Source organism: Shimia sp. R9_3 (assembly GCF_017743755.1).
Taxonomy (GTDB): Bacteria; Pseudomonadota; Alphaproteobacteria; order Rhodobacterales; family Rhodobacteraceae; genus Shimia.
The window spans coordinates 321,482-345,641 of the sequence record NZ_JAGHRP010000002.1; the positions used below are offsets into that span (position 1 = coordinate 321,482).

At 59.3% G+C, this 24,160-nt stretch carries 23 protein-coding genes; 8 read left to right on the plus strand and 15 right to left on the minus strand.

Annotation, left to right across the window (positions count from 1 at the left end; genetic code table 11):
* Window position 1: 1 nt before the first annotated feature.
* Window positions 2-214 carry a helix-turn-helix transcriptional regulator gene (locus tag J7412_RS06100; RefSeq protein WP_209077861.1) on the plus strand — a complete coding sequence of 71 codons (213 nt, stop codon included), beginning with the start codon at window positions 2-4 and terminating at the stop codon, window positions 212-214.
* A gap of 127 nt (window positions 215-341) precedes the next feature.
* On the opposite strand, the gene J7412_RS06105 is transcribed toward J7412_RS06100, so the two are convergent.
* The 6 genes from J7412_RS06105 to J7412_RS06130 form a co-directional block, all read right to left on the minus strand.
* Window positions 342-1,838 carry a phosphomannomutase/phosphoglucomutase gene (locus J7412_RS06105; RefSeq protein WP_209077862.1) on the minus strand — a complete coding sequence of 499 codons (1,497 nt, stop codon included), beginning with the start codon at window positions 1,836-1,838 and terminating at the stop codon, window positions 342-344.
* A gap of 59 nt (window positions 1,839-1,897) precedes the next feature.
* Window positions 1,898-2,731, minus strand: a complete 834-nt coding sequence (gene kdsA / locus J7412_RS06110; protein WP_209077863.1) for a 3-deoxy-8-phosphooctulonate synthase — start codon at window positions 2,729-2,731, stop codon at window positions 1,898-1,900.
* Entirely contained in the window at window positions 2,731-4,401 is a 1,671-nt protein-coding gene (locus J7412_RS06115) for a capsule biosynthesis protein (protein WP_209077864.1), read from the minus strand. The genes kdsA and J7412_RS06115 overlap by 1 nt, the downstream gene beginning before the upstream one ends.
* Entirely contained in the window at window positions 4,379-5,038 is a 660-nt protein-coding gene (locus tag J7412_RS06120) for an ATP-binding cassette domain-containing protein (RefSeq protein WP_209061267.1), read from the minus strand. Before J7412_RS06120 ends, J7412_RS06115 begins: the two co-directional genes overlap by 23 nt.
* 267 nt (window positions 5,039-5,305) lie before the next feature.
* Window positions 5,306-6,340 carry a permease gene (locus J7412_RS06125; RefSeq protein WP_209077865.1) on the minus strand — a complete coding sequence of 345 codons (1,035 nt, stop codon included), beginning with the start codon at window positions 6,338-6,340 and terminating at the stop codon, window positions 5,306-5,308.
* Window positions 6,333-6,677 (minus strand): metalloregulator ArsR/SmtB family transcription factor, encoded by a 345-nt coding sequence (locus tag J7412_RS06130; protein ID WP_209077866.1) that lies wholly within the window; start codon window positions 6,675-6,677, stop codon window positions 6,333-6,335. The genes J7412_RS06125 and J7412_RS06130 overlap by 8 nt, the downstream gene beginning before the upstream one ends.
* 86 nt (window positions 6,678-6,763) lie before the next feature.
* Here J7412_RS06130 and J7412_RS06135 point away from each other — a divergent pair, with 86 nt between their 5' ends.
* Window positions 6,764-7,345, plus strand: coding sequence for a uracil-DNA glycosylase family protein (locus tag J7412_RS06135; RefSeq protein ID WP_209077867.1), 582 nt, complete (start codon window positions 6,764-6,766; stop codon window positions 7,343-7,345).
* On the plus strand, window positions 7,342-8,133 hold the full coding sequence (locus J7412_RS06140) for an SseB family protein (RefSeq protein WP_209061260.1): 792 nt from the start codon (window positions 7,342-7,344) through the stop codon (window positions 8,131-8,133). The genes J7412_RS06135 and J7412_RS06140 overlap by 4 nt, the downstream gene beginning before the upstream one ends.
* A 96-nt stretch (window positions 8,134-8,229) precedes the next feature.
* Here J7412_RS06140 and J7412_RS06145 read toward each other — a convergent pair whose 3' ends face one another.
* Window positions 8,230-9,159, minus strand: a complete 930-nt coding sequence (locus tag J7412_RS06145) for a glyoxylate/hydroxypyruvate reductase A (protein WP_209077868.1) — start codon at window positions 9,157-9,159, stop codon at window positions 8,230-8,232.
* Entirely contained in the window at window positions 9,156-9,566 is a 411-nt protein-coding gene (locus J7412_RS06150) for a VOC family protein (protein ID WP_209077869.1), read from the minus strand. The genes J7412_RS06145 and J7412_RS06150 overlap by 4 nt, the downstream gene beginning before the upstream one ends.
* 104 nt (window positions 9,567-9,670) lie before the next feature.
* Between J7412_RS06150 and J7412_RS06155 the strand changes: the two genes are divergently transcribed.
* Entirely contained in the window at window positions 9,671-10,507 is an 837-nt protein-coding gene (locus J7412_RS06155; protein WP_209077870.1) for a LysR family transcriptional regulator, read from the plus strand.
* Between the two features lie 16 nt (window positions 10,508-10,523).
* On the opposite strand, the gene rodA is transcribed toward J7412_RS06155, so the two are convergent.
* The 7 genes from rodA to J7412_RS06190 all read right to left on the minus strand — a co-directional run bounded on the left by rodA (window position 10,524) and on the right by J7412_RS06190 (window position 19,111).
* On the minus strand, window positions 10,524-11,663 hold the full coding sequence (gene rodA / locus J7412_RS06160; protein WP_209077871.1) for a rod shape-determining protein RodA: 1,140 nt from the start codon (window positions 11,661-11,663) through the stop codon (window positions 10,524-10,526).
* An 18-nt stretch (window positions 11,664-11,681) separates the two neighbouring features.
* The gene (gene mrdA, locus J7412_RS06165) at window positions 11,682-13,625 is read right to left on the minus strand and encodes a penicillin-binding protein 2 (RefSeq protein WP_209077872.1); all 1,944 of its coding nucleotides are present in this window, start codon (window positions 13,623-13,625) and stop codon (window positions 11,682-11,684) included.
* Complete coding sequence (locus J7412_RS06170) at window positions 13,625-14,158, minus strand: rod shape-determining protein MreD (RefSeq protein WP_209077873.1); 534 nt, start codon at window positions 14,156-14,158, stop codon at window positions 13,625-13,627. Before J7412_RS06170 ends, mrdA begins: the two co-directional genes overlap by 1 nt.
* The gene (gene mreC / locus J7412_RS06175) at window positions 14,151-15,044 is read right to left on the minus strand and encodes a rod shape-determining protein MreC (RefSeq protein ID WP_209077874.1); all 894 of its coding nucleotides are present in this window, start codon (window positions 15,042-15,044) and stop codon (window positions 14,151-14,153) included. Before mreC ends, J7412_RS06170 begins: the two co-directional genes overlap by 8 nt.
* Window positions 15,045-15,125: 81 nt before the next feature.
* Window positions 15,126-16,166 (minus strand): rod shape-determining protein, encoded by a 1,041-nt coding sequence (locus tag J7412_RS06180; protein ID WP_209061229.1) that lies wholly within the window; start codon window positions 16,164-16,166, stop codon window positions 15,126-15,128.
* A gap of 243 nt (window positions 16,167-16,409) precedes the next feature.
* Window positions 16,410-17,366 carry an isopenicillin N synthase family oxygenase gene (locus J7412_RS06185; RefSeq protein WP_209077875.1) on the minus strand — a complete coding sequence of 319 codons (957 nt, stop codon included), beginning with the start codon at window positions 17,364-17,366 and terminating at the stop codon, window positions 16,410-16,412.
* A gap of 284 nt (window positions 17,367-17,650) precedes the next feature.
* Window positions 17,651-19,111, minus strand: coding sequence for a CAP domain-containing protein (locus J7412_RS06190; RefSeq protein WP_247743793.1), 1,461 nt, complete (start codon window positions 19,109-19,111; stop codon window positions 17,651-17,653).
* 322 nt (window positions 19,112-19,433) lie between these two features.
* On the opposite strand from J7412_RS06190, the gene rlmJ reads away from it, so the two are divergent.
* The 4 genes from rlmJ (at window position 19,434) to J7412_RS06210 (ending at window position 24,156) form a co-directional block, all read left to right on the plus strand.
* The gene (gene rlmJ, locus J7412_RS06195) at window positions 19,434-20,219 is read left to right on the plus strand and encodes a 23S rRNA (adenine(2030)-N(6))-methyltransferase RlmJ (RefSeq protein ID WP_209077877.1); all 786 of its coding nucleotides are present in this window, start codon (window positions 19,434-19,436) and stop codon (window positions 20,217-20,219) included.
* Between the two features lie 261 nt (window positions 20,220-20,480).
* Window positions 20,481-22,070, plus strand: a complete 1,590-nt coding sequence (locus J7412_RS06200) for an arylsulfatase (protein WP_209077878.1) — start codon at window positions 20,481-20,483, stop codon at window positions 22,068-22,070.
* Between the two features lie 110 nt (window positions 22,071-22,180).
* Entirely contained in the window at window positions 22,181-23,158 is a 978-nt protein-coding gene (locus J7412_RS06205) for an HAD family hydrolase (RefSeq protein ID WP_209078322.1), read from the plus strand.
* An 8-nt stretch (window positions 23,159-23,166) separates the two neighbouring features.
* Window positions 23,167-24,156 carry a MoxR family ATPase gene (locus tag J7412_RS06210; protein ID WP_209077879.1) on the plus strand — a complete coding sequence of 330 codons (990 nt, stop codon included), beginning with the start codon at window positions 23,167-23,169 and terminating at the stop codon, window positions 24,154-24,156.
* Window positions 24,157-24,160: the final 4 nt, after the last annotated feature.

Genomic DNA, 24,160 nt, shown 5'->3' on the forward strand with positions numbered 1-24,160 from the left:
CATGCCCATACGCATCAACCTCGATCTTGAACTGGTCAAACGCAAAATGACCTCGCGCGAACTGGCGCAGGCGATTGGTTTGACGGAAACCAACCTGAGCCTGCTGAAATCGGGCAAGGTGAAGGGCATCCGGTTTAATACTCTGGAGGCGATCTGCGCCCATCTGGGCTGTCAGCCTGGTGATATTCTGGAGTTTGTACCGGAGGAGGAGTAGCGCGTTTAGGGGCGCCGCCCTCGCCCCAACAGGTTGGGGCTTCACCCGGGATATTTGACGAATGAGAAAAGCCCGAGCGGTGTGGCCCGGGCTTTCTGTTTAATTGGTGATGCGTGGCGCGTGCGCGTCAGATACTCTGGTCGTAGTCGCCAACACCGCGCTCGGTGCGGATCACCGCGTCGATGTCGGCAAAGATGGCGCGCATTTCTGCTTCGCTTTCGGCGCTTTCAATCACCACCACAAGGTTGGGAGTGTTTGAAGAGGCGCGCACAAGGCCCCAGCTGCCGTTGTCGAGAATGACGCGGGCGCCGTTGACGGTGACCACCTCTTTGATGGCGCGGCCAGCGACGGTTTCACCAGCCTCATGTTTGGCAACAAGCTTCTCCACCAGACGTTCAAGAATGTCGTATTTCTCAGTGTCGGCCGCATAGGGGGACATGGTCGGGGTCGACCAGGTTTTGGGCAGGGCCTTGCGCAGGTCAGACATCTTCATGTCCGGGTTGCGGTCGAGCATTTTGCAAACCTCAACGGCGACGCGCATGCCGCAGTCATAGCCGCGGCCAATTGGTTCGGCGAGGAAGTAGTGGCCGGATTTTTCAAAGCCCGCAAGCGCGCCGAGTTCATGTACACGGCGTTTCATGTGGCTGTGGCCGGTTTTCCAGTAGTCGGTTTTGGCACCGGTGGCGAGCAGATCAGGGTCCGCCGCATAAAGGCCGGTGGATTTTACGTCAGCCACAAAGGTTGCGTTGGGATAGATCTTGCCCAGATCTTTGGCCATGATCACGCCAACCTTGTCGGCAAAGATCTCTTCGCCTTCGTCATCCACCACCCCGCAGCGGTCGCCGTCGCCGTCAAAACCCAGCGCCAGATCGGCGCCGGAGGCCTTCACGCTGTCTGACATGTCGTGCAGCATCAGCATGGCTTCGGGGTTGGGGTTGTAGTTGGGGAAGGTGTAATCAAGCTCGCAATGGCTTTCGACCACTTCAACGCCGATGCGTTTGAAGATTTCCGGCGCAAAGGCGGCGGCGGTGCCGTTGCCGGTCGCGCAGACCACTTTCAGTGGGCGGGACATTTTGAAATCGCCCACCAGATCGTCGATATAGGCCTCGCGCACACCGTCCGCGACCTCATGTTTGCCGCCCTCATGGGCGTCAAAATCACCATTGAGCACGATGTCGCGCAGCTCGGCCATCTCATCCGGGCCATGGGTCAGAGGCTTTTCAAAGCCCATTTTCACGCCGGTCCAGCCATTGGGGTTGTGGGAGGCGGTCACCATCGCGACGGCAGGTGTGTTCAGATGAAATTGCGCAAAATAGGCCATGGGCGAAAGCGCGGGGCCGATGTCTTTGACATGGATGCCTGCTTTCATGAGGCCCACGATCAGCGCCATTTTGATGGCCACGGAGTAGTCGCGATAGTCGTTGCCCACAGCGATCACCGGCTCGATCCCGCGACGGCGCATTTGGGTGCCCAGACCAAAGCCAAGCGCGGTCATGCCGGGCAGGTTGATCTCCTCGGGGAATTGCCAGCGCGCGTCATATTCGCGAAAGCCGGTGGGCTTAATCATCGGGTCGCGCAGAAATTCCCAAGTGTTGGGGCGCACGTCGGCAATCGGTTTCATCATATCAAATACTCTCTAATAAAACGTGGTCCGTGGTCGTCAAAAAGGAGGCGATCATGTGATCAGATTGAGATCGGGTTGGCCTTTGCCAAAGCATCAAATTGCATCAGGGAGGTGACAAGCGCGCCCATTTGATCCAGCGGGATCATATTGGGACCGTCAGAGGGGGCGGTGTCCGGGTTTTCATGCGTTTCGATGAAAACAGCGGCGGTTCCGATACTCACGGCAGCACGGGCCATCACCGGTGCGAACTCACGCTGGCCGCCGGAGCTGCCGCCCTGACCGCCGGGTTGTTGCACGGAGTGGGTGGCATCCATCACCACCGGATAGCCGGTTTTGGCCATCTGCGGGAGCGAGCGCATGTCCGCCACAAGGGTGTTGTAGCCAAAGGAGGTGCCACGTTCGGTCAGCAGGATGTTTGTGTTTCCGGTGCTTTCGATCTTGGTGACAATGTTGCCCATTTCCCAAGGGGCGAGGAACTGGCCCTTCTTGACGTTGACAGCCACGCCGGTATTGCCCGCTGCCAGTAGCATGTCTGTCTGGCGGCAAAGGAACGCGGGGATTTGCAGAATGTCCACGGCCTCAGCCGCAATGGCGCATTGCTCCTCGGTATGAACATCGGTCAGCACGGGCACGCCAAAATCCTTGCGGATGCCATCCAGCACGGCGAGGCCCGCCTCGATTCCCATGCCGCGAATGCCGGAAAGCGAGGTGCGGTTGGCCTTGTCGTAGCTGGCCTTAAAGACATATTGCGCGCCGGCTGCCTCGCAGGATTCTTTCATGGTGCCGGCGATCATCTCAGCGTGGTCTTTGCTCTCCAGCTGGCAGGGGCCTGCGATGACGGTCAGCGGGAGATCGTTGCCGATGGTGAGATTGCCGACGTTTACATGTTTCATCACGAAGATACCTGTTCTCTGAGGATGGACGCTGTGAGCGAGATCATCAGATAGATGCCTGAAAAGATCAGGAAGGCCAAGATCGTGTTTTCAAACTTGCGCGGATAAGATGGATCCTCTGAGGCGACAGGCACAACAGACGTGGTGAGATAGCGCACCTGGCGGTTTGCCTCGAGCTCCGTCTGTTTGAGGGTTTGCAGCGCGGATTGCATCAATAGGTCAGCGGTGGCCAGATCAGCTTGCGCCATCTGGATTTGTGCGGTCTGCTGGGCCAGAGAGCTTTCGCCTTGTGTGGCCTCGGTCATCTCGCTTTGCAGTCGAGCAAGGAGCGCATTGAGGCGGCGGATGTCACCGCGCACACCGTCCACACGCGCCTGATTGGGGCGGGGGTTGTCTTCGAGAGCGGCGAGTTGCAGCTCTTTTTCCTGCAGCTGGATCTGCATGTTGGAGATCTGCTGGCGCAGGGAGCCTATCACGCCTTCGGGGTCAAGGATGGTGGTTTCCTGCAGGCCAACCATGGCCGCCTGAGCCTCGCGCCGTTCGGCTTTGGCCTGCTCAAGGCTGGCGCGGGCATCGCGCAGTTGGTCTTCGCGCTTGCGCTGGGAAAGGTCATCAACCCGTTGTTCCGCATAACCAATCAGCGCCTCGGCAAAGCGGGCGGAGGTTTGCGGATCGGGAGTGGCGATTTCCATGCGGATCACGCCTTCCGTAGGGTCGTAGCCGATTTTGACGTATTTCTTGTAGAGCTTATACGCTTCCTCATTGGAAGCGTCTGTGTCCAGCCGTTGGATCGGATCGACGTTTTGCTCGCTGAAGGTGGCCTTGAAGCCCTCATCGGCATCCAGTCGCAGCATCGCGTCTTTGGAGGCGAGGTAACTCTGGGTGGCGATGCTGTCCTGATTGGTTGCAAATTGCGTGCCCGAAAGCAGCCCGCCAATACCGCCTGAACCGCCGGCGGCGTCGGCCTGCAAAATCAGGAACTCGGATTTGGTGGAGTACATCGGTGTGGCCACCGAATAGAAATACCATCCGGCAAACAGCGTTGGCAGGAACACAAAAGCGGACAGGCGCGCCAGCAAGAGCAGCATACGCTTGCGGCGGCGGCGCGCGATGTCTTTCTGAATTTCCCCAATTTCCAGCGCCCGCATTTCGGAGGGTGACATGGTTTCGGTGGAAGGCAGATTGGATTTGCCGACAGGCATGGTTTGCGGGAGTTGCACGCGGCCACCGGCAGGAGCTTTCTCGCCTTTGGAGGTGGGCATCAGATCCAGCATATTGGTGCGCTGGAATGGGTCGATGCCAGCGTTGCGCAACACGCGCACGGCGTCATAGTCCGAGGTGGCGGGCAATTCGTTCTTTTGCGCCATGCGGCGGGCCATGCGCAGCTGGCGGCCTGTCAAACCTTCGCGTTTGATGGCGTCGATTTCAGCCTCTGCGCCCTGAGGTGTGGGCTGTTCAGGCGCGGCTTGTGCTGCGGGGGCGGCGGCGCTGTTGTCAGGGGCGGATTGCGCGGCACCTGCCGGATGCATTCCCTTTTTCACCACCTGAACCGGCGGGCGCGTGGGGGCAGCCCCCGGCGCGGCATTGTGCTGGGCGCCACCTGCTGCGGGGACATCCAGGGACTCTGACCGGCGGATGCGGAATTTCTTAGCCTTGGGTTTGGTAGTCATAGAGCTGTTTTGCCTCTTCCAAGGTGTCGAACATATAGAGCTTGCCATTCAGCAGCACGGCGGCTGAGCGTGCAAATTTTTCCAGCACCTGGGGCTGGTGTGACACGATCACAATTGTGGTGGTGCGCAGGCGTTCGCGCAGCACATCACCGGCTTTCTTGTTGAATTCCACATCGGTTGACGAGGGCATGCCCTCGTCGATCAGATACATATCAAAATCCAGCGCGAGCATCAGCGCGAAGGTGAAACGCGAGCGCATGCCGGAGGAATAGGTCCCCAGCGGCTGGTCAAAATATTCACCCAGATTGCAGAGCCAGCGGCAGAAGGCCTCTACGTAGTCCGGATCAAGACCGTAAAGTCGCGCGATATAGCGGCTGTTTTCCACGGCGGTGTGTTTGTTCACCACGCCGCCCATAAACCCAAGCGGGAAGGAGATGCGACATTCGCGGCGGATCACACCCTCATCGGGTTTCTCCAAGCCTGCCATCATATTGATCAGAGTGGTTTTGCCGGTGCCATTGGGCGCGAGAATGCCGAGAGAATTGCCCAACTCCACGCGAAAAGACACCTGCTCAAGGATGACCTTGCGCTGCGTGCCCGTCCAAAAGGACTTACTCACGTTGTCGAACTCGAGCATCGACTGCTCCCGGTACTGCTCAAATATGCGTATACTTGGGTAAGTATAGCGCATGATTGTTAACGCTCTGTCGGCGATTTGCTCCAATATGGAGGATTGTGATGTCTATTAGCAACTATCTGCGGCAAGAATTGGGCAATAAACACATAAAACTGCAGCGGAATTCGCACAGTTGTGAAGGCACGCCAGCGGGGGCCGACAGCGGGATGAAAAAATACCGGCACCGCGAGGGGCAGCGCCGGTAGATCGTCTTGATGGAAGCGGGCTTTAGGCGACCGCTTGCCAGATGGAGCCTGCTATCAGCGCGCCAAGCATGGCATAGCCGAAATAGGCGACGAAGACGCGGGGTTTGACCAAGGCCCAGACAGCGATGGCCGCAGGGATGCAGCTGACGCCGCCCGCAATCACAAAGGACATCGCCGCTCCGTTGGACATGCCTTGCTCCACCAGACCAGCGACCAGCGGCACGGCGGCGTAGCCGTTGAGGTAAGCCGGTGCGCCGACCAGAGCGCCCAGAAGGATTGGCATGAAACCCTCGCCGCCCAGAATGCCTGCGATCCATTCTGCGGGCACATAGTGGATCATCAGCGCCTCAATCACATAGGCCAGCAGCAGCCATTTCAGCAGAAAGAGGCCGTTTTCAAGCGTGGTTTCGCGAAAGGTCACACGGCGGTCGGCGTCTTGCCAGAACTTCCTCTCGGGCTTGCCTGAGAAGGGCTTTTGTACGCCACAACAGCCACCTACCTGAGGTTTTTCACGTAGCGGGTCTGTAAACACAGGCGTGGATTTCAGTACCATAGTGCCAAAGCCGCCCAGAAGCCCGAGCCCAATGGCTGAGAGCGCCTTGGCTATGGCAAATTCATAGCCCAGCGTACCGGAGGTGATGGCAAACATGGCCGGATCCATCAGCGGGGAGGCCAGCCAGAAGGCCATAACTGCTGACAGCGGCGCGCCGACGGCCAAGAGTGCTGCGATGAAGGGGATCACCTCGCAAGAGCAGAAAGGTGACAGGCCTCCGAGCAGGGCTGCGAAGAAGATCATGCGGGTCTCGCGCCCTTCAAAGGCTTTGGCGAGAAGGTTCTCCGCCCCGGTTGCCTTCAGATAGCCAATGGCAAATACCGCAAACAGAATGAAAGGTGCGGTGTGCAGCAGCGCATCCTTGGTGAAAATCACCGTTGGCAGAAATTGCGGCCAGTCCAAGAGGGCAACCAGGAGCAGGATCACCGCGCTGGCGGCCCATGCAGCGTCGATCCGCGCCAAATGGCGGCGCAGTGGGGAAGGCGTGTGCGTGAGGTCAGCCATGGGTGTGGTCCTTATCTGGGCTGGGGCTGTCGGCGCAGCATTCTTCCAGAAGAAACGCCGAAAGATCGCGCACCGCGTCATAGGCGACAGCGGCGCAAATGATTGAACGGCCTTGCTTTTCCTGGGTCACAAGCCCGGCTTGGGCGAGGATCTTCATATGATGGGTCAGGGTGGAGCCGGTGACGCCGGTGCGTTTGCCAAGTTCGCCAATGGACAGGCCATCTGTGCCCGCGCGCACCAAGCAGCGCAGAACGGCCAGCCGTTGCTCAGAGCCAAGAGCGGCAAAGGTGGAGGCGGCAATCTCAAGAGAGATATCGGAGGGATCAGTGTGTTTCATATTTCTAAAAATATCGAAATAAATCCTTCGTGCAAGGCTTATTTCGAATATTGTCGAAATAAGCTGTAGCGGCTATCTCTAAACCCATGCAATTGATTGAAGATATTCGGGCCTGCCAGATCTGTGTGGAACGCTTTGCCAAGACTGCCACGGCGCATGAGCCGCGCCCGGTGGCCTGGTTTCAGCCCGGCGCACGCATTTTGGTTGTCGGTCAGGCTCCGGGGGCGCGGGTCCATGAAAGTGGCAAGCCCTTTACCGATCCCTCAGGCGATCGCCTGCGCGACTGGATGGGGATTGGGGCGGACGTTTTTTACGACCAATCAAAGGTGGCGATTGTGCCGATGGCGTTCTGCTTTCCGGGCTACAACGCCAAAGGCAGTGATCTGCCGCCGCCGCCCATATGCGCGAAAACATGGCGGCATCAGGTGATGGATGCGCTGGGTGAGGTGCCGCTGACGCTGGTGATCGGGGGCTATGCGCAGAAGTGGCATCTGGGTGTGAAAACCGGCGTGACCGACACGGTGACGCAGTGGCGCGACCATGCGCCGGACGTCTACCCCTTGCCTCATCCGTCCTGGCGCAATACGGCATGGCTGAAGAAACATCCGTGGTTTGCCGAGGAGCTGTTGCCCAGCCTGCAGGCCCGCATCAAGGAGGCTCTGGCGTGAGCGACATGACCCCACTGGATCAGGCCCATATGGCCATGGAAGCGGCCCCGCAGGATGACGGGGCGCGGCTGAGGTTCTATGAGCGGCTGGCGGATGCAGAGCTGTTCCTTCTTTTGGAAAAAGAGCCTGAAGGGGATCGCATCGCGCCTGAAATCTTTGAAACCTCGGATGCGCGCTTTGTGCTGGTGTTTGACACCGAAGAGCGTCTGGCGGAATTTGTTGGCCGAGTGGCCCCTTATGCGGCGCTCTCAGGTCGGATCATTGCCACTATGCTGGCAGATCAAGGCATTGGACTGGCTGTGAATCCGGAGGTGGCGCCGTCGTCCATCTTGATTCCAGGAGAGGCGCTTGGCTGGTTGTCTGACACGTTGACCCATGCGCCGGATGAGGTTGAGGCCAAGGTGGAGAGCTTTGCGCCGCCGGCAGGTTTGCCGGAACATCTGATCACCGCCTTGGACATGAAGCTGTCCACGGCTGCGGGGCTTGCAAAAATGGCCTATCTGGTTGGCACCACCTATGAGAATGGCAGCCGATCCCACATGCTTGGGTTTGTGGACACGCTACCGGGCTCGGAAGGGGCGTTGGCCAAAGCTGTGAATGAAGCGCTGACGTTCTCCGGTATCGAAGCCGGATCGCTGGATGTGGGCTTTTTTGCCGCCAAAGATCCGGTGGCGGCACAGCTCGCCAAATCCGGTCTGCGGTTTGATTTGCCCGAACCGCCAAAAGCGCAGGAATATAAACCGGTTGCGCCGGGAAGCGACCCGGATGCGCCGCCCCGCCTGCGCTAAACGCGCCTTTCCTCTTGCCCAAACTATCCCGGGGTGAATGCCACAGCTTGCTGTGGCAGAGGGGCTGGCCCCTTCACCGCCGAGATAAATCTGCGCTTAATACCCGGCCGCGCGATCCACGAGGTGCAAAAACGGCTCGCCAGCTTCGCCGCGCCGAATGTTTTCCACCACCACCTGACTGGCGGTTTCTGTGCGGGTTTCTGAGGCAATGTGGGGGGTGACCGTCACATTGGGATGGGCCCAATAGGGGTGATCCGCGGGCAGGGGTTCTATGCGAAAGACATCGAGGGTGGCCTGGGCGATATGTCCGCTATTGAGGGCGGCCAGTAGGGCCTCGTCGTCAATCAGTTGACCACGCCCGGGGTTCACGATGATCGCGCCCGCTGGCATCTGCGCGAGGCGTTTGGCGTCCAGCAGATTTTCCGTGGCCGGAGTCTTGGGCAGAAGCAACACAAGAATATCGGCGCGGGAAAGCGCTGCGGTCAGGCCATCGTCACCTGCGAGACATGTCACGCCCTTCACGTCCTTGGGGCGGCGGCTCCAGCCAGCAACGTCAAAGCCCAATTGGCTGAGCTTGGTTGCGCATGCGCTGCCCAATTCTCCCAAGCCCAAGACCGTGACCCGACGGTTTTGCGCCAGCGGAGGAATGTGCGGCTCCCAGGTGCCGTCTTGGCCAAGAATATTGCGGTCCATGCCAAGATGATGGCGCATCACATGGCCAACGACCCACTCGATCATGCCCTGCGTCATGCCCGGATCCACCATGCGGGCGAGGGGCGCTTTGAGTGTGGGGTTGCCCACCACGTTTTCGACACCTGCCCAGAGATTCAACACGGCCTTCAGCCGCGTGTAGGGTGTGAAATCCTGCACCGCGCTGTTGGGGGCATAAATGATGTAGTCGACCTCTTCTGGCGGAAGTTCCGTGCGCAGGTCCGCTTTTATGCCGGCGGCCGCGAGCCCGGACTTGAGGTGAGGCTCATAGGCCGCCCAACGGTCAGCTTTGGCGGCGAAGAGAACGTTGATCATGTGGCAAACACTCCGGACATGTCGGCAAAACCTTTGATTTCGATCGGGTTGCCGAACGGATCGGTGAAGAACATTGTGCTCTGTTCCCCCGGCTCTCCGGCAAAACGGGTGAAGGGCGCCAGCACAAATTCGACGCCCGCCTCTGTCAGTTCGGTGGCCAATGCATCCCACTCGGCTTTGGGCAGGATCACTCCGAGGTGGGGCATGGGCACGAGATGCTCGCCCACATGGCCCGTGGCAGCCGTGGCAAAGGGTTCGCCAAGATGCAGCGAGAGCTGATGGCCAAAGAAGTTATAATCCACCCAGGTTTTGGTGCTGCGTCCCTCTGCACAGCCCAGCAGGTCGCCATAAAAAGCGCGCGCCTGATCGAGATCGCGGACGTTATAGGCCAGATGAAAAATGCTCATTGTGGGCGCTCCTTTGCGCAAGAGAATAGGGATCTGGCCTCTGGGTAAAAGATGAAAGAGGCTTAGGGTAGCTTATTTTCCTTTCTTTAGACATAAGGTTTTCTATGGATGTGAGATTTGTGGAAACCTTGCTCGCGGCTGTGGAAGAAGGCTCGCTTGCGGGAGCCGCGCGACGGCTTGGGATCACGGCAGCAGCTGTGTCACAGAGGGTGGCGGCGCTTGAGGCTGAGCTGTCGGTGCCTTTGTTGGTGCGGGCGGGGCGGCAGATGGCACCGACGCCGGATTGTGAGGCATTGTTGGCGGATCTGCGCCAGATGGTGGCGCTGCATGCTGGTCTGGCAGCGAACCTGAACGCAGAGCAGCTGCGCGGCACATTGCGGCTTGGGGCGGTGTCCACAGCGCTAAGTGATTTTGGCCCGCAGCTTGTTAGCGCGTTGGAAGTGCATGCGCCAGAGGTGGCGCTGTCGCTGATCCCGGCACCATCAGATGAAATTTACGGGAAATTTGTCGATGGGCATCTGGATGCGGCGCTGATCGTGGCGCCGCCCTTCACGCTGCCCAAAACCATGACGTTTGAGCGGCTTGCGCGCCAACCTGTCGGGCTTTTGCGGCCGCGCGATGCGCAAAAATCACTGCCCTATGTTCTGTATAAGCGCTCAGCCTGGGGCGGTGCTCTGTGTTGGCAGGCGCTGCAAGCCCATGATCCGGCTCCGCGCATTCTTTGCGAAATGGATGCGGTGGAGATCATCGCGCAGATGGTGGCGGACGGGCTGGGGCAGACGGTTTTGCCAAAATGGGCCGGGCTTGCCCGCTATCAGCAGGAGCTGGATTTTGTGCCGTTGGGCGGAGCCTACCGCGACGTAGGCCTGCTGACATGGCGCAGAGATGCACGCCGCCCGGTGATCGCCCTCATGCGCGATATTTTGCGGCAGAAGCCTTAGACTTGGGGGCGGAGTGTTAGCGCGGGCGGTGGACGTGGGCGCTTTGGATCAGGCCGAAGCCCACCATCAGAACCAGCATGGCCGAGCCGCCATAGCTCACCAGAGGCAGGGGCACCCCCACCACAGGTGCAAGGCCCATCACCATGGACATATTCACTGCGAAGAACAGAAAGAATGCCCCGGCGATGCCAAGCGTTAGAAGGGCGGCGTAGCGGTCGCGGTTGGAAATGGCGGAGGCAATGCAGAAGACAATGATCAGCCCATAGATCGACAGTAGGGTGACCGCGCCGACATAGCCGAACTCTTCGGCCAGCGTTGTGAAGATAAAGTCCGTGTGCTTTTCCGGCAGGAAGTTCAGCCGGCTCTGGGTGCCTTGCATAAATCCGCGTCCGGTCCAGCCGCCGGAGCCTAGGGCAATTTTGGACTGGGTGATGTGATAACCAGCCCCCAAAGGGTCCTGAGAGGGATCCAGAAAGGTATCAATGCGGCGGTATTGGTAGTCTTTCAGAAGCTGCCAAGGAGTGCCGCGGGATTGGAAGACGGCCACAACCACCCCCACAGCCATGCCGATCACGGTGACAAAATAGCCCCAATGCACACCGGCAAGGAACATCACGATGGCGCCGCCGGTGATCAGCAGCAGTGAGGTGCCAAGGTCCGGTTGGCGCAGCACGAGTGCTGTGGGTAGCAGGATCAGGAAGACCGGCAGGATCACCCAGATCAGGCGTGAGGTCTTTTCGGTGGGCAGCCAGTCATAATAGGCGGCAAGACACATCACGAGGGTGATTTTCATAAGTTCCGAAGGCTGGAGCCGCATAAAACCAAGGTCGATCCAGCGCTGGGCACCCATGCCGACGCTGCCCATCACCTCCACCGCCACCAGAAGGATCAGGCTGACAAGATAGGCAAATCCGGACACGGAACGCCAGAACCAGATCGGCACCATGGCGACGGTGAACATCACCGCGACGCCGAGCACATAGCGTTTCATTTGAGGTTCTGCCCAAGGGCGGAAAGAGCCTCCAGCCACGGAATAGAGCATCAGAAAACCTGCGCCTGCGACAGTGGTCACAAGCAGGAACAGCGCCCAGTTCAGATGCAGAATCTTGCGAAACCCGGTGGGCACATGTTTGACGTTATACTCTAGATAGCTCATGTCCGTGCGCGTTCCTGATCAGGCCCGATTGCGGCGGGTGATTTCCCGACCCGGTGCGAGTTTTTGAAGCTCTTCCTGCTGTGCTTCGATTTTATCGCGGTCTTTTGCCGGATAAGCAGCGAGCGGCGGGGTGCCGTTATAGAGCGCCTGCAGCGTGATGTCGCGTGCGATGGGGGCTGCGGCTTTGGATCCGCCTCCGCCGTGTTCGACCACCACCGCCACGGCAATGCGTGGGTTCTCATAAGGCGCAAAATTCACAAACAGTGCATGGTCTCGGCGGTTCCACGGCAGGTCTTCGTTGCGGGTCACGCCGCGGGCACGTTCGGCTGCGGTGATGTTGCGGACCTGAGAGGTGCCGGTCTTGCCTGCCATGCGATATTGATCTTCGATGATGCGGCTGCCGTAAGCGGTGCCGCGGCGGTTGTTTGAAACCGCGTACATGCCGCGCTGCACCTCTTTGAGGTGTACGGGATTTACCTCGATGTCTGGCGCGTCAGCCGTGGGCTGCTCCACACCGTTCACAGATTTCACCAGACGCGGCGAGAGCGCCTTGCCTGTGGCCAGACGGGAGGTCATGACCGCAAGCTGCAATGGCGATGTCAGCACAAAGCCCTGACCGATGGAGGCGTTGACCGTGTCGCCGACCACCCAATCCGCGCCGCGCACAGAAGACTTCCAGTCGCGGGTTGGATTAAGACCGCGCGCCACACCGGAGAGGGGCAGATCATATTTCTCCCCCAATCCGAACTTGGCGGCAACTTCAGAAATCTTGTCGATGCCGACCTGAACGGCGAGGTCATAAAAATAGACGTCACAGCTTTCGCGCAGCGCTTGGGAGAGATTCACGTGCCCGTGGCCTGCGCGTTTCCAGCAGTGGAAGCGCCGGTTGGAGACAGACAAATGCCCCGGGCACCAGACGGTTTCTTCCGGCCCGACAATGCCCGCTTCCAGAGCGGCCAGCGCCGTAATCATCTTGAAGGTGGAGCCGGGCGGGTAGGTGCCTTGCACGGATTTAGCCGCCAGCGGGCGGTATTCGTTGTTAGTGAGCAGGCCATAGTCGGCCACCGAAATACCCTGCACGAAGAGATTGGGGTCAAACGTTGGGGCCGAGGCAAGCGCCAGCAGATCGCCTGTCTGGCAGTCCATCACCACCGCAGCTGCGCTTTCTTCGCCAAGGCGGGCCTGCGCATAGGACTGCAGATCCTGATCGATGGTCAGCTGGACGTCGTCACCCTGTTCGCCTTCGCGCCGGTCCAGCTCGCGCATGACGCGGCCCACGGCGTTGACTTCGACCCGCTTTGTTCCGGCAGCGCCGCGCAGATCGTCCTCCATGCGGCCTTCAAGACCGACTTTGCCAATCTGAAAGCGCGGGATGCGCAGCAGTTGGTCAGGGTTGTCGATCTTGGAAAGGTCATAGTCCGAAATCGGGCCAACATATCCGAGCACATGGGCCAGATCGCCTTTGAGCGGGTAGTAGCGCGACAAACCCACCTCTGGCGTGATGCCGGGCAGGGCCGGGGTGTTGACGGCGACGCGGGACAGCTCCTCCCAGCTGACGCGATCAGCAATCGTGACCGGCAGGAAGGGCGGGGAGCGGCGCATTTCGGTCATGGCACGGTCAAGCTCGTCCGGATCGAGCTCCACCAGCGTGGCCAATTTGGCGATCACGCGGTCCACGTCGTCTGTGTCCTCTGGCACGAGGATGATGCGATAGGAGGGCTCGTTTCGGGCAAGCAGGATGCCGTTGCGGTCAAAGATCTCGCCGCGTGCAGGTGGGATCAGGCGGATGTTGATGCGGTTTTCCTCGGCGAGCAGACGGTATTCATCGGCCTGATCAAGTTGCAAATGGCGCATGCGGAAGCCGAGGCCGGTCATGAAGGCGGCCATGCCGCCGCCCAAAAGCAGGGAGCGACGGGAAAAACGGGTGTGGACTTCGTTGATCTCGGTTGGCGTTTTGCGCATCAGTTTGCCCCTAATCCGCCATCTTGCGCATGGGTGCGTCGGATGCCGAAGAGAAAGTGCGAGAGCACCACAATAACGGGATATACGGCGATGTTCATGATCACCTGCATGAGCATAAGTCCGAGTGAAGGCTGCGGCAACAGCATGACCGCCCCGATCACGCGATATCCAACAGCGATCAGCAACATAAAGGCGGCCGCCGTGAGCCACTCATAGGCAAAGGTGGCCTCGCGCAGGCGGAAGGCGCGGTTGCGTTGTGCTTCGACGGTCAGAACCATAATTGCGGCCGCAAGCCCCGGTGGGCGCAACAGCAGGAAATCCGCGAGCAAAAACATCAGCGCCACAAGCCATGTGGGGGTGTAATCGGGCTGGCGCACTGACCAGACGAAGGTGAGCACAACCAGAAAGTCCGGCCCTGCCCAGCGGCGCGGAGTGGTTTCAAGAGGCAGGAGCTGTGCAAAGATCAGGGTCAGGCACAACAGCGCAAAGACACCGCGCATCACCCATTTGCGGGATTGCGCGGCATCAGCCATCGGTCTCCTCCACGAAGACTTCCGGCGTCAGCGGAGAGATCAGCGTGCCGGTGGTGTCGGGCGTCTCCTGACCGTGGTGTCGCAGTACCCGCAGGAATTCGAGCCGCTCATAATCTGCCGCAAGCCGCACACGCAGGCGACCGCTTGGATCTGTTGCCACTTGCCCAATCAACAGACCGCCGGGAAAGACCCCGCCATCGCCGGATGTCACAACCCGGTCGCCGGGGCGCACCAGATCAGGGGTTTCCAGAAAATCCACATGTGGTGCAACGGAGTTGTCACCCACGATCAGAGCGGTTTGGCCTGAAGGCTGGATGCGGGCGGGGATGCGGCTGGAGCTGTCGGTCAAAAGCATCACGCGGGAGGACGACTGCCCCACACCGGAGATGCGGCCCACAAGGCCGATCCCGTCCATGGCGGCCCAGCCATCCACGATGCCGTCCCGTGCGCCGATGTTCAGAAGGACGGACTGCCGAAATGGCGAGCCGCTGTCGGCCAGCACGACGCCGGTCACATAGGTGAGCTGAGGATCAAGGCGCACATTGTTGAGATCCAACAAACGCGCGTTTTCCTGACGCAGCTGGATGGCCGCTTCTTTCCAGGCTTTCATCTGCTGAAGTTCGCGCCGCAATTCGCGGTTTTGCTCTGCAATGCGCTGATAGCTCTGGAAGTTGCGCAGCAGGTTCACGGTGCCGGTGACAGGGGCCATGGCCCAGTCGAAATTTGGCACAACAGCATCGGTGATTTGTGCGCGGAAACGCTCCACGCGCGGGCTGTCGATGCGCCAGACCAGAAAGATGCCCAGCAGGACCAACAGGATGACACCCAGAATGAGCCGCCGAAGCGGTGCGGAAAAATCCTCGCCCTGATTGCGGTCTCTGGCCAAGATGCCTCCGATGCCTTGGGATCAGCCCTATGCTACACCGCCGGTAGGCGTAGGCCAAACCGGCAAATGCGTCGCAAATGATCAGCTGTCGTAGTCGATCGCGTGGCGCAGCTGTTTTTCGTATTCCAGCGCTTTGCCGGTGCCCATGGCCACACAGTTGAGGCTTTCATCGGCGATGGACACGGCCAGGCCGGTCTGTTCGCGCAGCGCGAGATCGAGATCACCCAGCAGCGCGCCGCCGCCGGTGAGCATGACGCCGCGGTCCACGATGTCGGCGGCGAGATCAGGCGGGGTGGCTTCGAGAGCGGTCATGACTGCCTCGCAGATCTGCTGCACCGGCTCAGCCAAGGCTTCAGCAACCTGTGCCTGGCTGATTTCGGTCTCTTTTGGGACGCCATTGAGAAGGTCACGGCCCCGAATTTGCATGGATGCACCGCGGCCATCGTCAGGCATGCGCGCCGTGCCGATGGAGGTTTTGATGCGTTCTGCTGTGCTTTCACCGATCAGCAGGTTTTGCTGGCGGCGCAGGTAGTTGATGATGGCTTCGTCCATGCGGTCACCACCCACGCGCACGGAGCGGGCGTAAACGATGTCGCCCAGGGACAGAACGGCCACCTCGGTGGTGCCGCCGCCGATGTCGACAACCATGTTGCCGGTCGGGTCGGTGATCGGCATGCCTGCACCAATCGCTGCGGCAATTGGCTCTGCAATCAGGCCGGCGCGGCGCGCGCCTGCGGAGAGCACGGATTGACGGATCGCGCGCTTTTCAACCGGAGTGGCGCCATGTGGCACGCATACGATGATCTTGGGTTTGGAGAAGGTGGAACGGCGGTGCACCTTGCGGATGAAGTGCTTGATCATCTCTTCGGCGGTGTCAAAATCTGCAATCACACCGTCACGCATCGGGCGGATGGCCTCAATGCTGCCTGGCGTGCGGCCCAGCATCAGCTTGGCGTCTTCGCCCACGGCGAGGACTTTCTTCACGCCGTCTTTGACATGATAGGCCACCACAGAGGGTTCACTGAGAATGACGCCTTTTCCTTTGACATAGACCAGCGTGTTCGCCGTCCCAAGGTCGATAGCCATGTCAGATGTAAACAGGCCGCCCAAATTTCCCAGCATATGATTTCGTTCCCCAGAAATTCCCTTCGTGCGCGACTCTCTTACGGAGCGCAGGCGCCTTCTTATAGGAAGTGGTTACGCTTTATTAAAGGCCTCGGTTGAAGCAAAGGCGACATTCTGCCGTGGAAGCGGGCCCAGTGCCGGTCTGATGGGCAGGGGAGGCCGAGATTTGCGACTTGGGTTTCAGGGTTTGGAACCTTGGTTGGCGACAAGGGAGGCCCTGCCACCAGACAGAGGGAGCCGCTATGGTGTGGCGTCTTCGCCTTGATGGGCCTCATAGCCCGCTTCGAGCTCGCTCCTCAGAAAGTCCCCAAAATTGAGCGGCTCAAATTTGGCGGGGCCTGTACCGGCAAGCGGTGCGATGTCGGTGGACACATGCGGGTCAAAGAAGAAGGGCACCGAGTAGCGCTCGCGGCCTGAGGCGTTGATCACCCGGTGCGGCGTGGACAGGAGTTTGCCGTTTGACATCCGGTGCAGCATATCCCCGACATTGACCACAAAAGCATTTTCCATCGGCGGGGCGTCGACCCAGTTTCCGGTAGGCGTCTGGACCTGCAAGCCCCCCACATCGTCCTGTGCCAGAAGGGTCAGGCAGCCGAAGTCTTTATGCGGGGCAGAGCCATACAGATCCTCTGGCGCCTGCGGTGGTTGCGGGGGGTAATGCAAGAGGCGCAGCCATAGGGTTGGCGTATCGAAGGCCGCGAGAATACTGCAATCTGTCACGCCGATGGCTTCCAGTGCCAGCGCCATGAGTTTCTGGCCAAGGGCCGTCATGGCGGCGGCATAGGCTTCACAAGCCTCGCGAAAACCCGCGAGCTCCGGCCATTGGTTGGGGCCGGACAGGTAAACGTCCGGATCAGCCGCAGCATCTTCGCGCATCATCATGAAAGACGCTGATTGGTTCGGTTTTGTCACCTCGGCCAGATCGGAATTGATGTCGGTGGAGGTGTTGATTGCGATATAGCCGCGATGGCTTTGGTTCAGCGCAATGGCCTGTTTTTGCGCCTCAGGCAGCGCGTGAAACCGCTCTGAAGCCGTAAAAACAGCGGCGCGCAACGCGGGGTCAATGCCGTGGTTGATCACATAGCCAAAGCCGGTTTCGCCGTAAGCTTTGGCAAAATCGGCAGCAAGTTTGCGCGTGTCACCACCGGCCATCAACGGTGCAAGATCAAGGACGGGAATTTCCGTGAATTCAGTCATCTGAAGACTCCATTCTGTTGTGTTTTAAGACGTGAGAATGGGGCGCAGCTATCCGGCAAAGCGCTTTCTGCGGTGGGCGCTGTGCCGTTCCAGAACGACGAGATGAAGAAATTCAGACATGCGGGGACGCTACCCCTGAGACCTGGAACAATCAAGCGGTGTTGTTGGTGGAGTTGCCTACGCAGGAACGTGTTGTTTGGGTGGCAACATAAGGACCTGCCGGAGTGGGACTCCGGCAGGTGAGGGGCGCGCAAAAGGCACCTTGTTGTTAGGGAAAAGTGGCTTCAGCAGAACATGCCGTAGACATCCAGGTCGGAGGTGTCGGTGACGCCGGTTAGGGTCAGCGTGTTGCCTGCGCCAAAGTCAATCACAGCGTTACCGTCTTCGATTGTGACGTTGTTTGCGAAGGCTGACAGTGGGTTTTCTCCGCCTCTCCAGAGGCTGGCGCTGAGCACGAGCGTGTCTTCACCGACGGTGAAGTCGCTGATGGTGTCGTCGCCTTTGGCAAATATGAAGACATCGGCACCTGTGCCTCCTGTCATCACGTCGTCACCAGCACCGCCAACCAGATAGTCGCGACCGGTTCCGCCATCCAGATTGTCATCGCCGCGACCGCCCATCAGGAAGTCATTCCCGCCGCCGCCAAGCAGCATGTCATCGCCTTTACCGCCGTTGAGGTAGTCAAAGCCATCCTGCCCGATTACCGTGTCATCGCCGCGACCGGTGAAGACCATGTTCCAAGACCCGGTTGTTGTGAGGGTGTCGTCACCTCTTGTGCCATAGGCGAAGCCGGATACGGCGACCGCCGGTGCAGGCTCAGGAGTTGGTTCCGGTGTCGGCTCTGGCATAGGTTCAGGTTGCGGCTCAGGCTGCGGCTCTGGTGTCGGTTCGGGCGCAGGCTCCGGGGTGGGCTCTGGTTCTGGAGTGGGGGCTGGTTCCGGCTCCGGGGTAGGCTCGGGTGTCGGCTGTGGCGCAGGTTCCGGAGCTGGCTCAGGCGCGGGTTCAGGTTCGGGCGCTGGCTCAGGCGTTGGTTCCGGTTCCGGCACAGGTTCCGGAGTGGGCTCCGGCTCCGGTTCTGGTTCTGGTTCCGGAGAAGGGTCTGGCGTAGGCTCGGGAGTGGGTTCAGGTTCGGGCGCTGGCTCAGGCGTTGGTTCCGGTTCCGGCACAGGTTCCGGAGTGGGCTCCGGCTCCGGTTCTGGTTCTGGTTCCGGAGAAGGGTCTGGCATAGGCTCGGGAGTGGGTTCCGGTGTAGGCGCAGGTGTTGGTTCTGGTGTCGGCTCTGGGGCCGGTTTGGGCGCGGGAGTGGTCTCTGGCTCGACGGATCCGGATGTGTCGCCGTCCGTGCGGGCAAAATTCTGTGTCACGACCACAGCGTCATAGCCGCGAAAATTGCCGCGCTCGATGCCGATGCCGATTTCGGTGAAGTCCGGGTTCAGAATATTTGCGCGGTGCCCCGGGCTGTTCATCAGCGATTCATGCAGCTGGCGCACATCATCCTCGATGCTCTCTGACCCGCGCTCTGACTGCCATGCGATGTTCTCGCCGGTGCCCCAAGAACCTTCGAGCGGGTAGCCCGAAGCGTCGATGCGATCGGTTGCCGAGGAGCCGCCTTCGCCGGTGTGGGAGAATGTATCCGTCTCCAACATCCAGTTTGTGTGCTCTTCGCTGGAATCGTTCAGAAGCGTGTTCAGGCGCAGGGGATCTAACCCGGCATTCGCCCGCTCCTCATTGATCAGTTCAAGCATTTGCCGCTCAAAACTACTTGCTCGTACCATGTGCAGTCCTTTCTTATTGCATGGTGCCGAGCAGGAAGTGATGGATGCACCGCCTTTGGGGCAATCCCAAGCAAAAAGGCGCTGATATTTCAGTGTGTTTTTGCCAAATTGGCAGGTGCTCTGTGCGAAAAAATGCTGAGAGCGGAAGATGTCTCAAATTGAAGGAATTTGGCTGGTTGTCAGGGCGATTGCTGGCCGCTTTCATGACCGCCTGCCTTGCGAAAGCAGGGGGTGACGCGCAGCCGAATGCTGTCTCTGGGCAAAGCTGGGCGCGTCGTCTAAAGAAGGCGTCATGCTGTCTTATCAACATATTTACCACGCCGGAAATCTGGCAGATGTGCAAAAGCACGCGCTGCTGGCTGTGATGCTCGACTACATGGGGCAAAAGCCAAAACCCATGAGCTATCTGGAAACCCATGCGGGGCGCGGGGTCTATCAACTTAACGCTGAAGCAGCGGTGAAGACCGGAGAAGCCGAAGCCGGTATCGGGCGTGCGGAAGACTGGTTTGACGCAGATCATCCCTATATGCGGGCACTGACGGCAGTGCGGGCCAAACATGGCGCGCAGGCGTATCCGGGCTCGCCCGCACTGGCAGTAGCACTGACACGGGCAGAGGATACGCTGCAGTTTTGCGAGCTGCATCCTCAGGAAGCCGAGGCCCTGCGCGGCGCGATGCGCGGCAGCGGAGCGAAGGTGCACCAAAAAGACGGCTATGAGACGGTCATGGGGATTTGCCCGCCGACACCCCGCCGCGGTGTGCTTTTGATTGATCCCAGCTACGAGATCAAAAGCGATTACAAGACCTTACCCAATATGATCGCGCATGTGCACCGGAAGTGGAACGTGGGCGTGGTCGCGCTCTGGTATCCGGTTTTGCGCGACGGTTTGCACAAGCCGATGATCACAGCGCTCAAGGACAAGAACTTTCCCAAGGTCCTGCATCACGAAGTCAGCTTTCCGGCGGCGCGCGAAGGACACCGGATGATTGGGTCTGGTATGTTCATTTTGAACGCGCCCTATGGTCTTGAGCAAGAAGCCGCCCATCTGACGGCGTGCTTTGCCGAGATCAATTCGTAAGACTCTGCAAGCCGACAGCCTCTTCTGTGCCAAGTAATACAACTACTTGGCGTGTGTTTCTTGTGATTTGGTTGATTTGGTGGGTGAATATATGCGTCTAGTGGTTGTATTCCTTACCTCTGCTTCCAGATAATTCGTTTGACAATCAGAAGCTTATCAACGACTCTCTCGCGCGTTGCACCTGCCTGATTTTTTTGAACTTTTTCTTGAGATCTCCGTTTCTTGGTTTGCGGGTGCGTTTTATTTAGGGAGTTCAGAGCGATGCCATTATCGCCGCTTAAGACCGTCAGGGCGCTATCGACGGTCGCAGCAGTTCTAACAACAGTTGCAACAGCTGTATCAGCGCAAGATAAACCTAATATTCTGGTCATCTGGGGTGACGATATCGGTCAGTCCAATATCTCCGCCTACACCATGGGCATGATGGGCTACCGCACGCCCAACATCGACCGTGTTGCGGACGAAGGTATGATTTTCACCGACTACTATGGTGAGCAATCCTGTACCGCCGGTCGTGCGTCCTACATCATGGGCCAATCCGTGTTCCGCACCGGTTTGTCCAAAGTTGGCCTGCCGGGCGCCGAGCTTGGCATGCAGGAAGAAGATCCAACCATTGCGGGCCTGCTGAAATCCGAGGGTTACCTGACCGGTCAGTTCGGCAAGAACCACCTTGGCGACAAGGATGAGCACCTGCCGACAAACCACGGGTTTGACGAGTTTTTTGGCAATCTCTACCACCTGAACGCCGAAGAAGAGCCTGAGAATGTCGACTATCCGGGCGACACCGTGCTGCCGGACGGCCGCACCTTCCGCGAAGCCTTTGGCCCGCGTGGTGTGATCAAGTCTTCTGCGGATGGCGAGATCGAAGACACCGGCCCGCTGACCAAGAAGCGTATGGAAACCGTGGATGAGGAAACGCTGGCGGCTGCCATCGACTTTATCAAGCGCGCCAACGATCAGGGCAAGCCTTTCTACGTTTGGTGGAACGGTACACGTATGCACTTCCGCACACACGTGCAGGAGACCATGCGCGAGAAAGCCAACCAGATCACCGGCAAAACGCTGGATGAATACTCTGCGGGCATGATCGAACACGACATGCATGTTGGCCAACTGCTGGACCTGCTGGACGAGCTGGGCATCGCAGACAACACCATCGTGCATTACTCCACCGACAACGGCCCACACTACAACACCTGGCCGGATGCAGCCTCCACTCCGTTCTTTGGTGAGAAAAACACCAACTACGAAGGTGGCTGGCGTGTGCCATCCATGGTGCGTTGGCCTGGCAAAATCGAAGCGGGTTCTGTGAGCAACGAAATCGTGCACCACATGGACTGGTTCCCAACCCTGCTGGCGGCCGCCGGTCGTCCGGACATCAAGGAAGAGCTGAAAGCCGGTGGCGTTCAGGCGATTGGTCGTGAGTATAAGGTGCATCTGGATGGCTACAACATCCTGCCGATGCTGACCGGTGAAACCACCGAAAGCCCGCGCAACGAGATTTTCTACTTCTCTGACGATGGTGACCTGACCGCGCTGCGCTATCAGGACTGGAAGTTCATCTTCATGGAGCAGAAAGAGTACAAAACTCTGCGTGCATGGATCGAACCTTTCACCGTGCTGCGTCTGCCGCTGATCATGAACCTGCGTCGCGATCCATACGAGCGCGCGTACCAGACCTCCAACACCTACTATGACTGGCTGCTGGACCGTGCGTATTTCCTCGTGCCTGCGCAGCAGTATGTGGCTCAGTTCCTGGCCACCTTCCAGGAGTTCCCGCCACGCCAGAAAGCGGCGAGCTTCAGCCTGGATCAGGTGATGGAAAAAATGTCCTCGCCAATCGGCGACTGATCCTGAGGTGATCAGAGTTTGACAAACCGCCATCCCGCCCTTGCGGGGTGGCACCATGATTATCACTAATTTTTCGTTGGAGTGATTGGGTAATGCGACAGCTTGCGCATATGGCCGCCTTTGTTGTGAGTGGCGTTGGAGTAACCTCTGGAATGGCGCTGGCAGATCCTTTGCCGTCGTGGAACGACACCGACGCCAAGGCGCGCATTATTTCCTTTGTTGAGGCCGTGACGGATCCGGCTTCCGAAGAGTATGTCACCCCGGCAGACCGCATTGCGACCTTCGACAATGACGGCACGCTTTGGGCGGAACAGCCGGTTTATTTCCAGCTGATCTTTGCCGTTGATCAGGTGGCCAAGCTTGCAGAACAGGACCCCTCCATTCTCACCACCGATGCGCTGCGTGCGGCGGCGGCAGGGGATTATAAGGCGCTGGCGGCCACGGGCAAAGAAGGGCTTGTGGAAGTGCTGGCTGCGTCCCATTCCGAAGTGTCGCTTTATCAGTTCAAACAGGATGTGGCTGCCTGGCTGGAAGAGGCGCGCCACCCTAAGACGGGCCTGCGCTATGATCAGATGACCTATCAGCCGATGGTGGAGCTGCTGCGCTATCTGCGCGATGAGGGGTTCGCCACATACATTGTGTCCGGCGGCGGTATCCAGTTCATGCGGGTCTTTGCCGAAGACGCCTATGGCATCCCGCCGCAACAGGTCATTGGCAGCTCCATCACCTCGACATACGAGGTTGTTGATGGTGTCCCGCTGATCATGAAGGGCGCGGATTTGTTCTTCAACGATGACAAGGCAGGCAAGCCCGTGGGCATCAGCCATCATATCGGCAAGCAGCCCATTCTCGCGGGCGGCAACTCTGACGGCGATTTTGAGATGCTGGAGTTCACCACGGCGGGCGAGGGCGCGCGGCTGGGGCTTTATGTGCATCACACCGATGCGGAGCGTGAATGGGCCTATGACCGTGAGGGGCACATCGGGGTTCTGAACCGTGGGCTGGATGAAGGCCCAGAGCGCGGCTGGCTGATTGTGGATATGGCGCAGGACTGGTCCAGAATTTTCACGGCAACCCCGGCTGAGTGAGCAAACCCATGACCCCAAGAGAGCAGATTGAGCGCCTTGCGGCCCAGATGGGTGAGAGCATCATCGGGCAGCGTGATGTGATTGACCGTTTGTTGATTGGCCTTCTGGCTAACGGCAACCTGTTGCTGGAAGGCCTGCCGGGGCTCGCAAAAACGCGCGCGGTCAAGGCGTTGGCGAAGAATTTGGAATGCGACTACGCGCGTATCCAGTTCACGCCAGACCTGTTGCCTGCGGATGTGACCGGCACAGAGATGTATTTCCAAAGCGAAGGCGGTGGGCATTTCAAATTCCAACCCGGGCCAATTTTTGCCAATCTGGTGCTGGCGGATGAGATCAACCGTGCCCCGGCAAAGGTGCAGGCTGCGCTCTTGGAAGCCATGGAAGAGCGGCAGGTGACCGTTGCAGGCACAACCCACAAGATGGCACCGCTGTTCATGGTTCTGGCGACCCAGAACCCTGTGGAGCAGGAGGGGACATACCCGCTGCCAGAAGCGCAGATGGACCGTTTCCTGATGCATGTGCGCATTGATTACCCTCCGCTGGAGGATGAGGTGCAGGTGATCCGCCTTGTGCGAGCTGAAGAGCAGGCCGCATTGGCTGAAGCTCAGGCAGAGAAGACCGCAAATTTGGTGGACCCCATGTCGCAAGAGGTGGTCTTTGCCGCACGCCGCGAGATTGCGACGCTGCACTGTGCCGAGGCCATGGAAACCTATATGGCGACCATCGTGCAGGCCACACGGACGCCTGCAGATTTTGATGGCGACCTTGCGAAGTGGATCGACATCGGCGCGAGCCCACGGGCCTCGCTGGCGCTGGACCGTTGCGCGCGGGTGCATGCCTGGCTCGCAGGTCGGGACTATGTTGACCCCGAAGATGTGCGTGCGATTGCCCCGGATGTGCTGCGCCACCGTTTGACGCTGAGCTATGAGGCGCAGGGCAACGGAGTTTCCGCCGATCAGGTGAGTGCAAGGGTGCTGTCTGTGGTGGCTTTGCCATGACGGG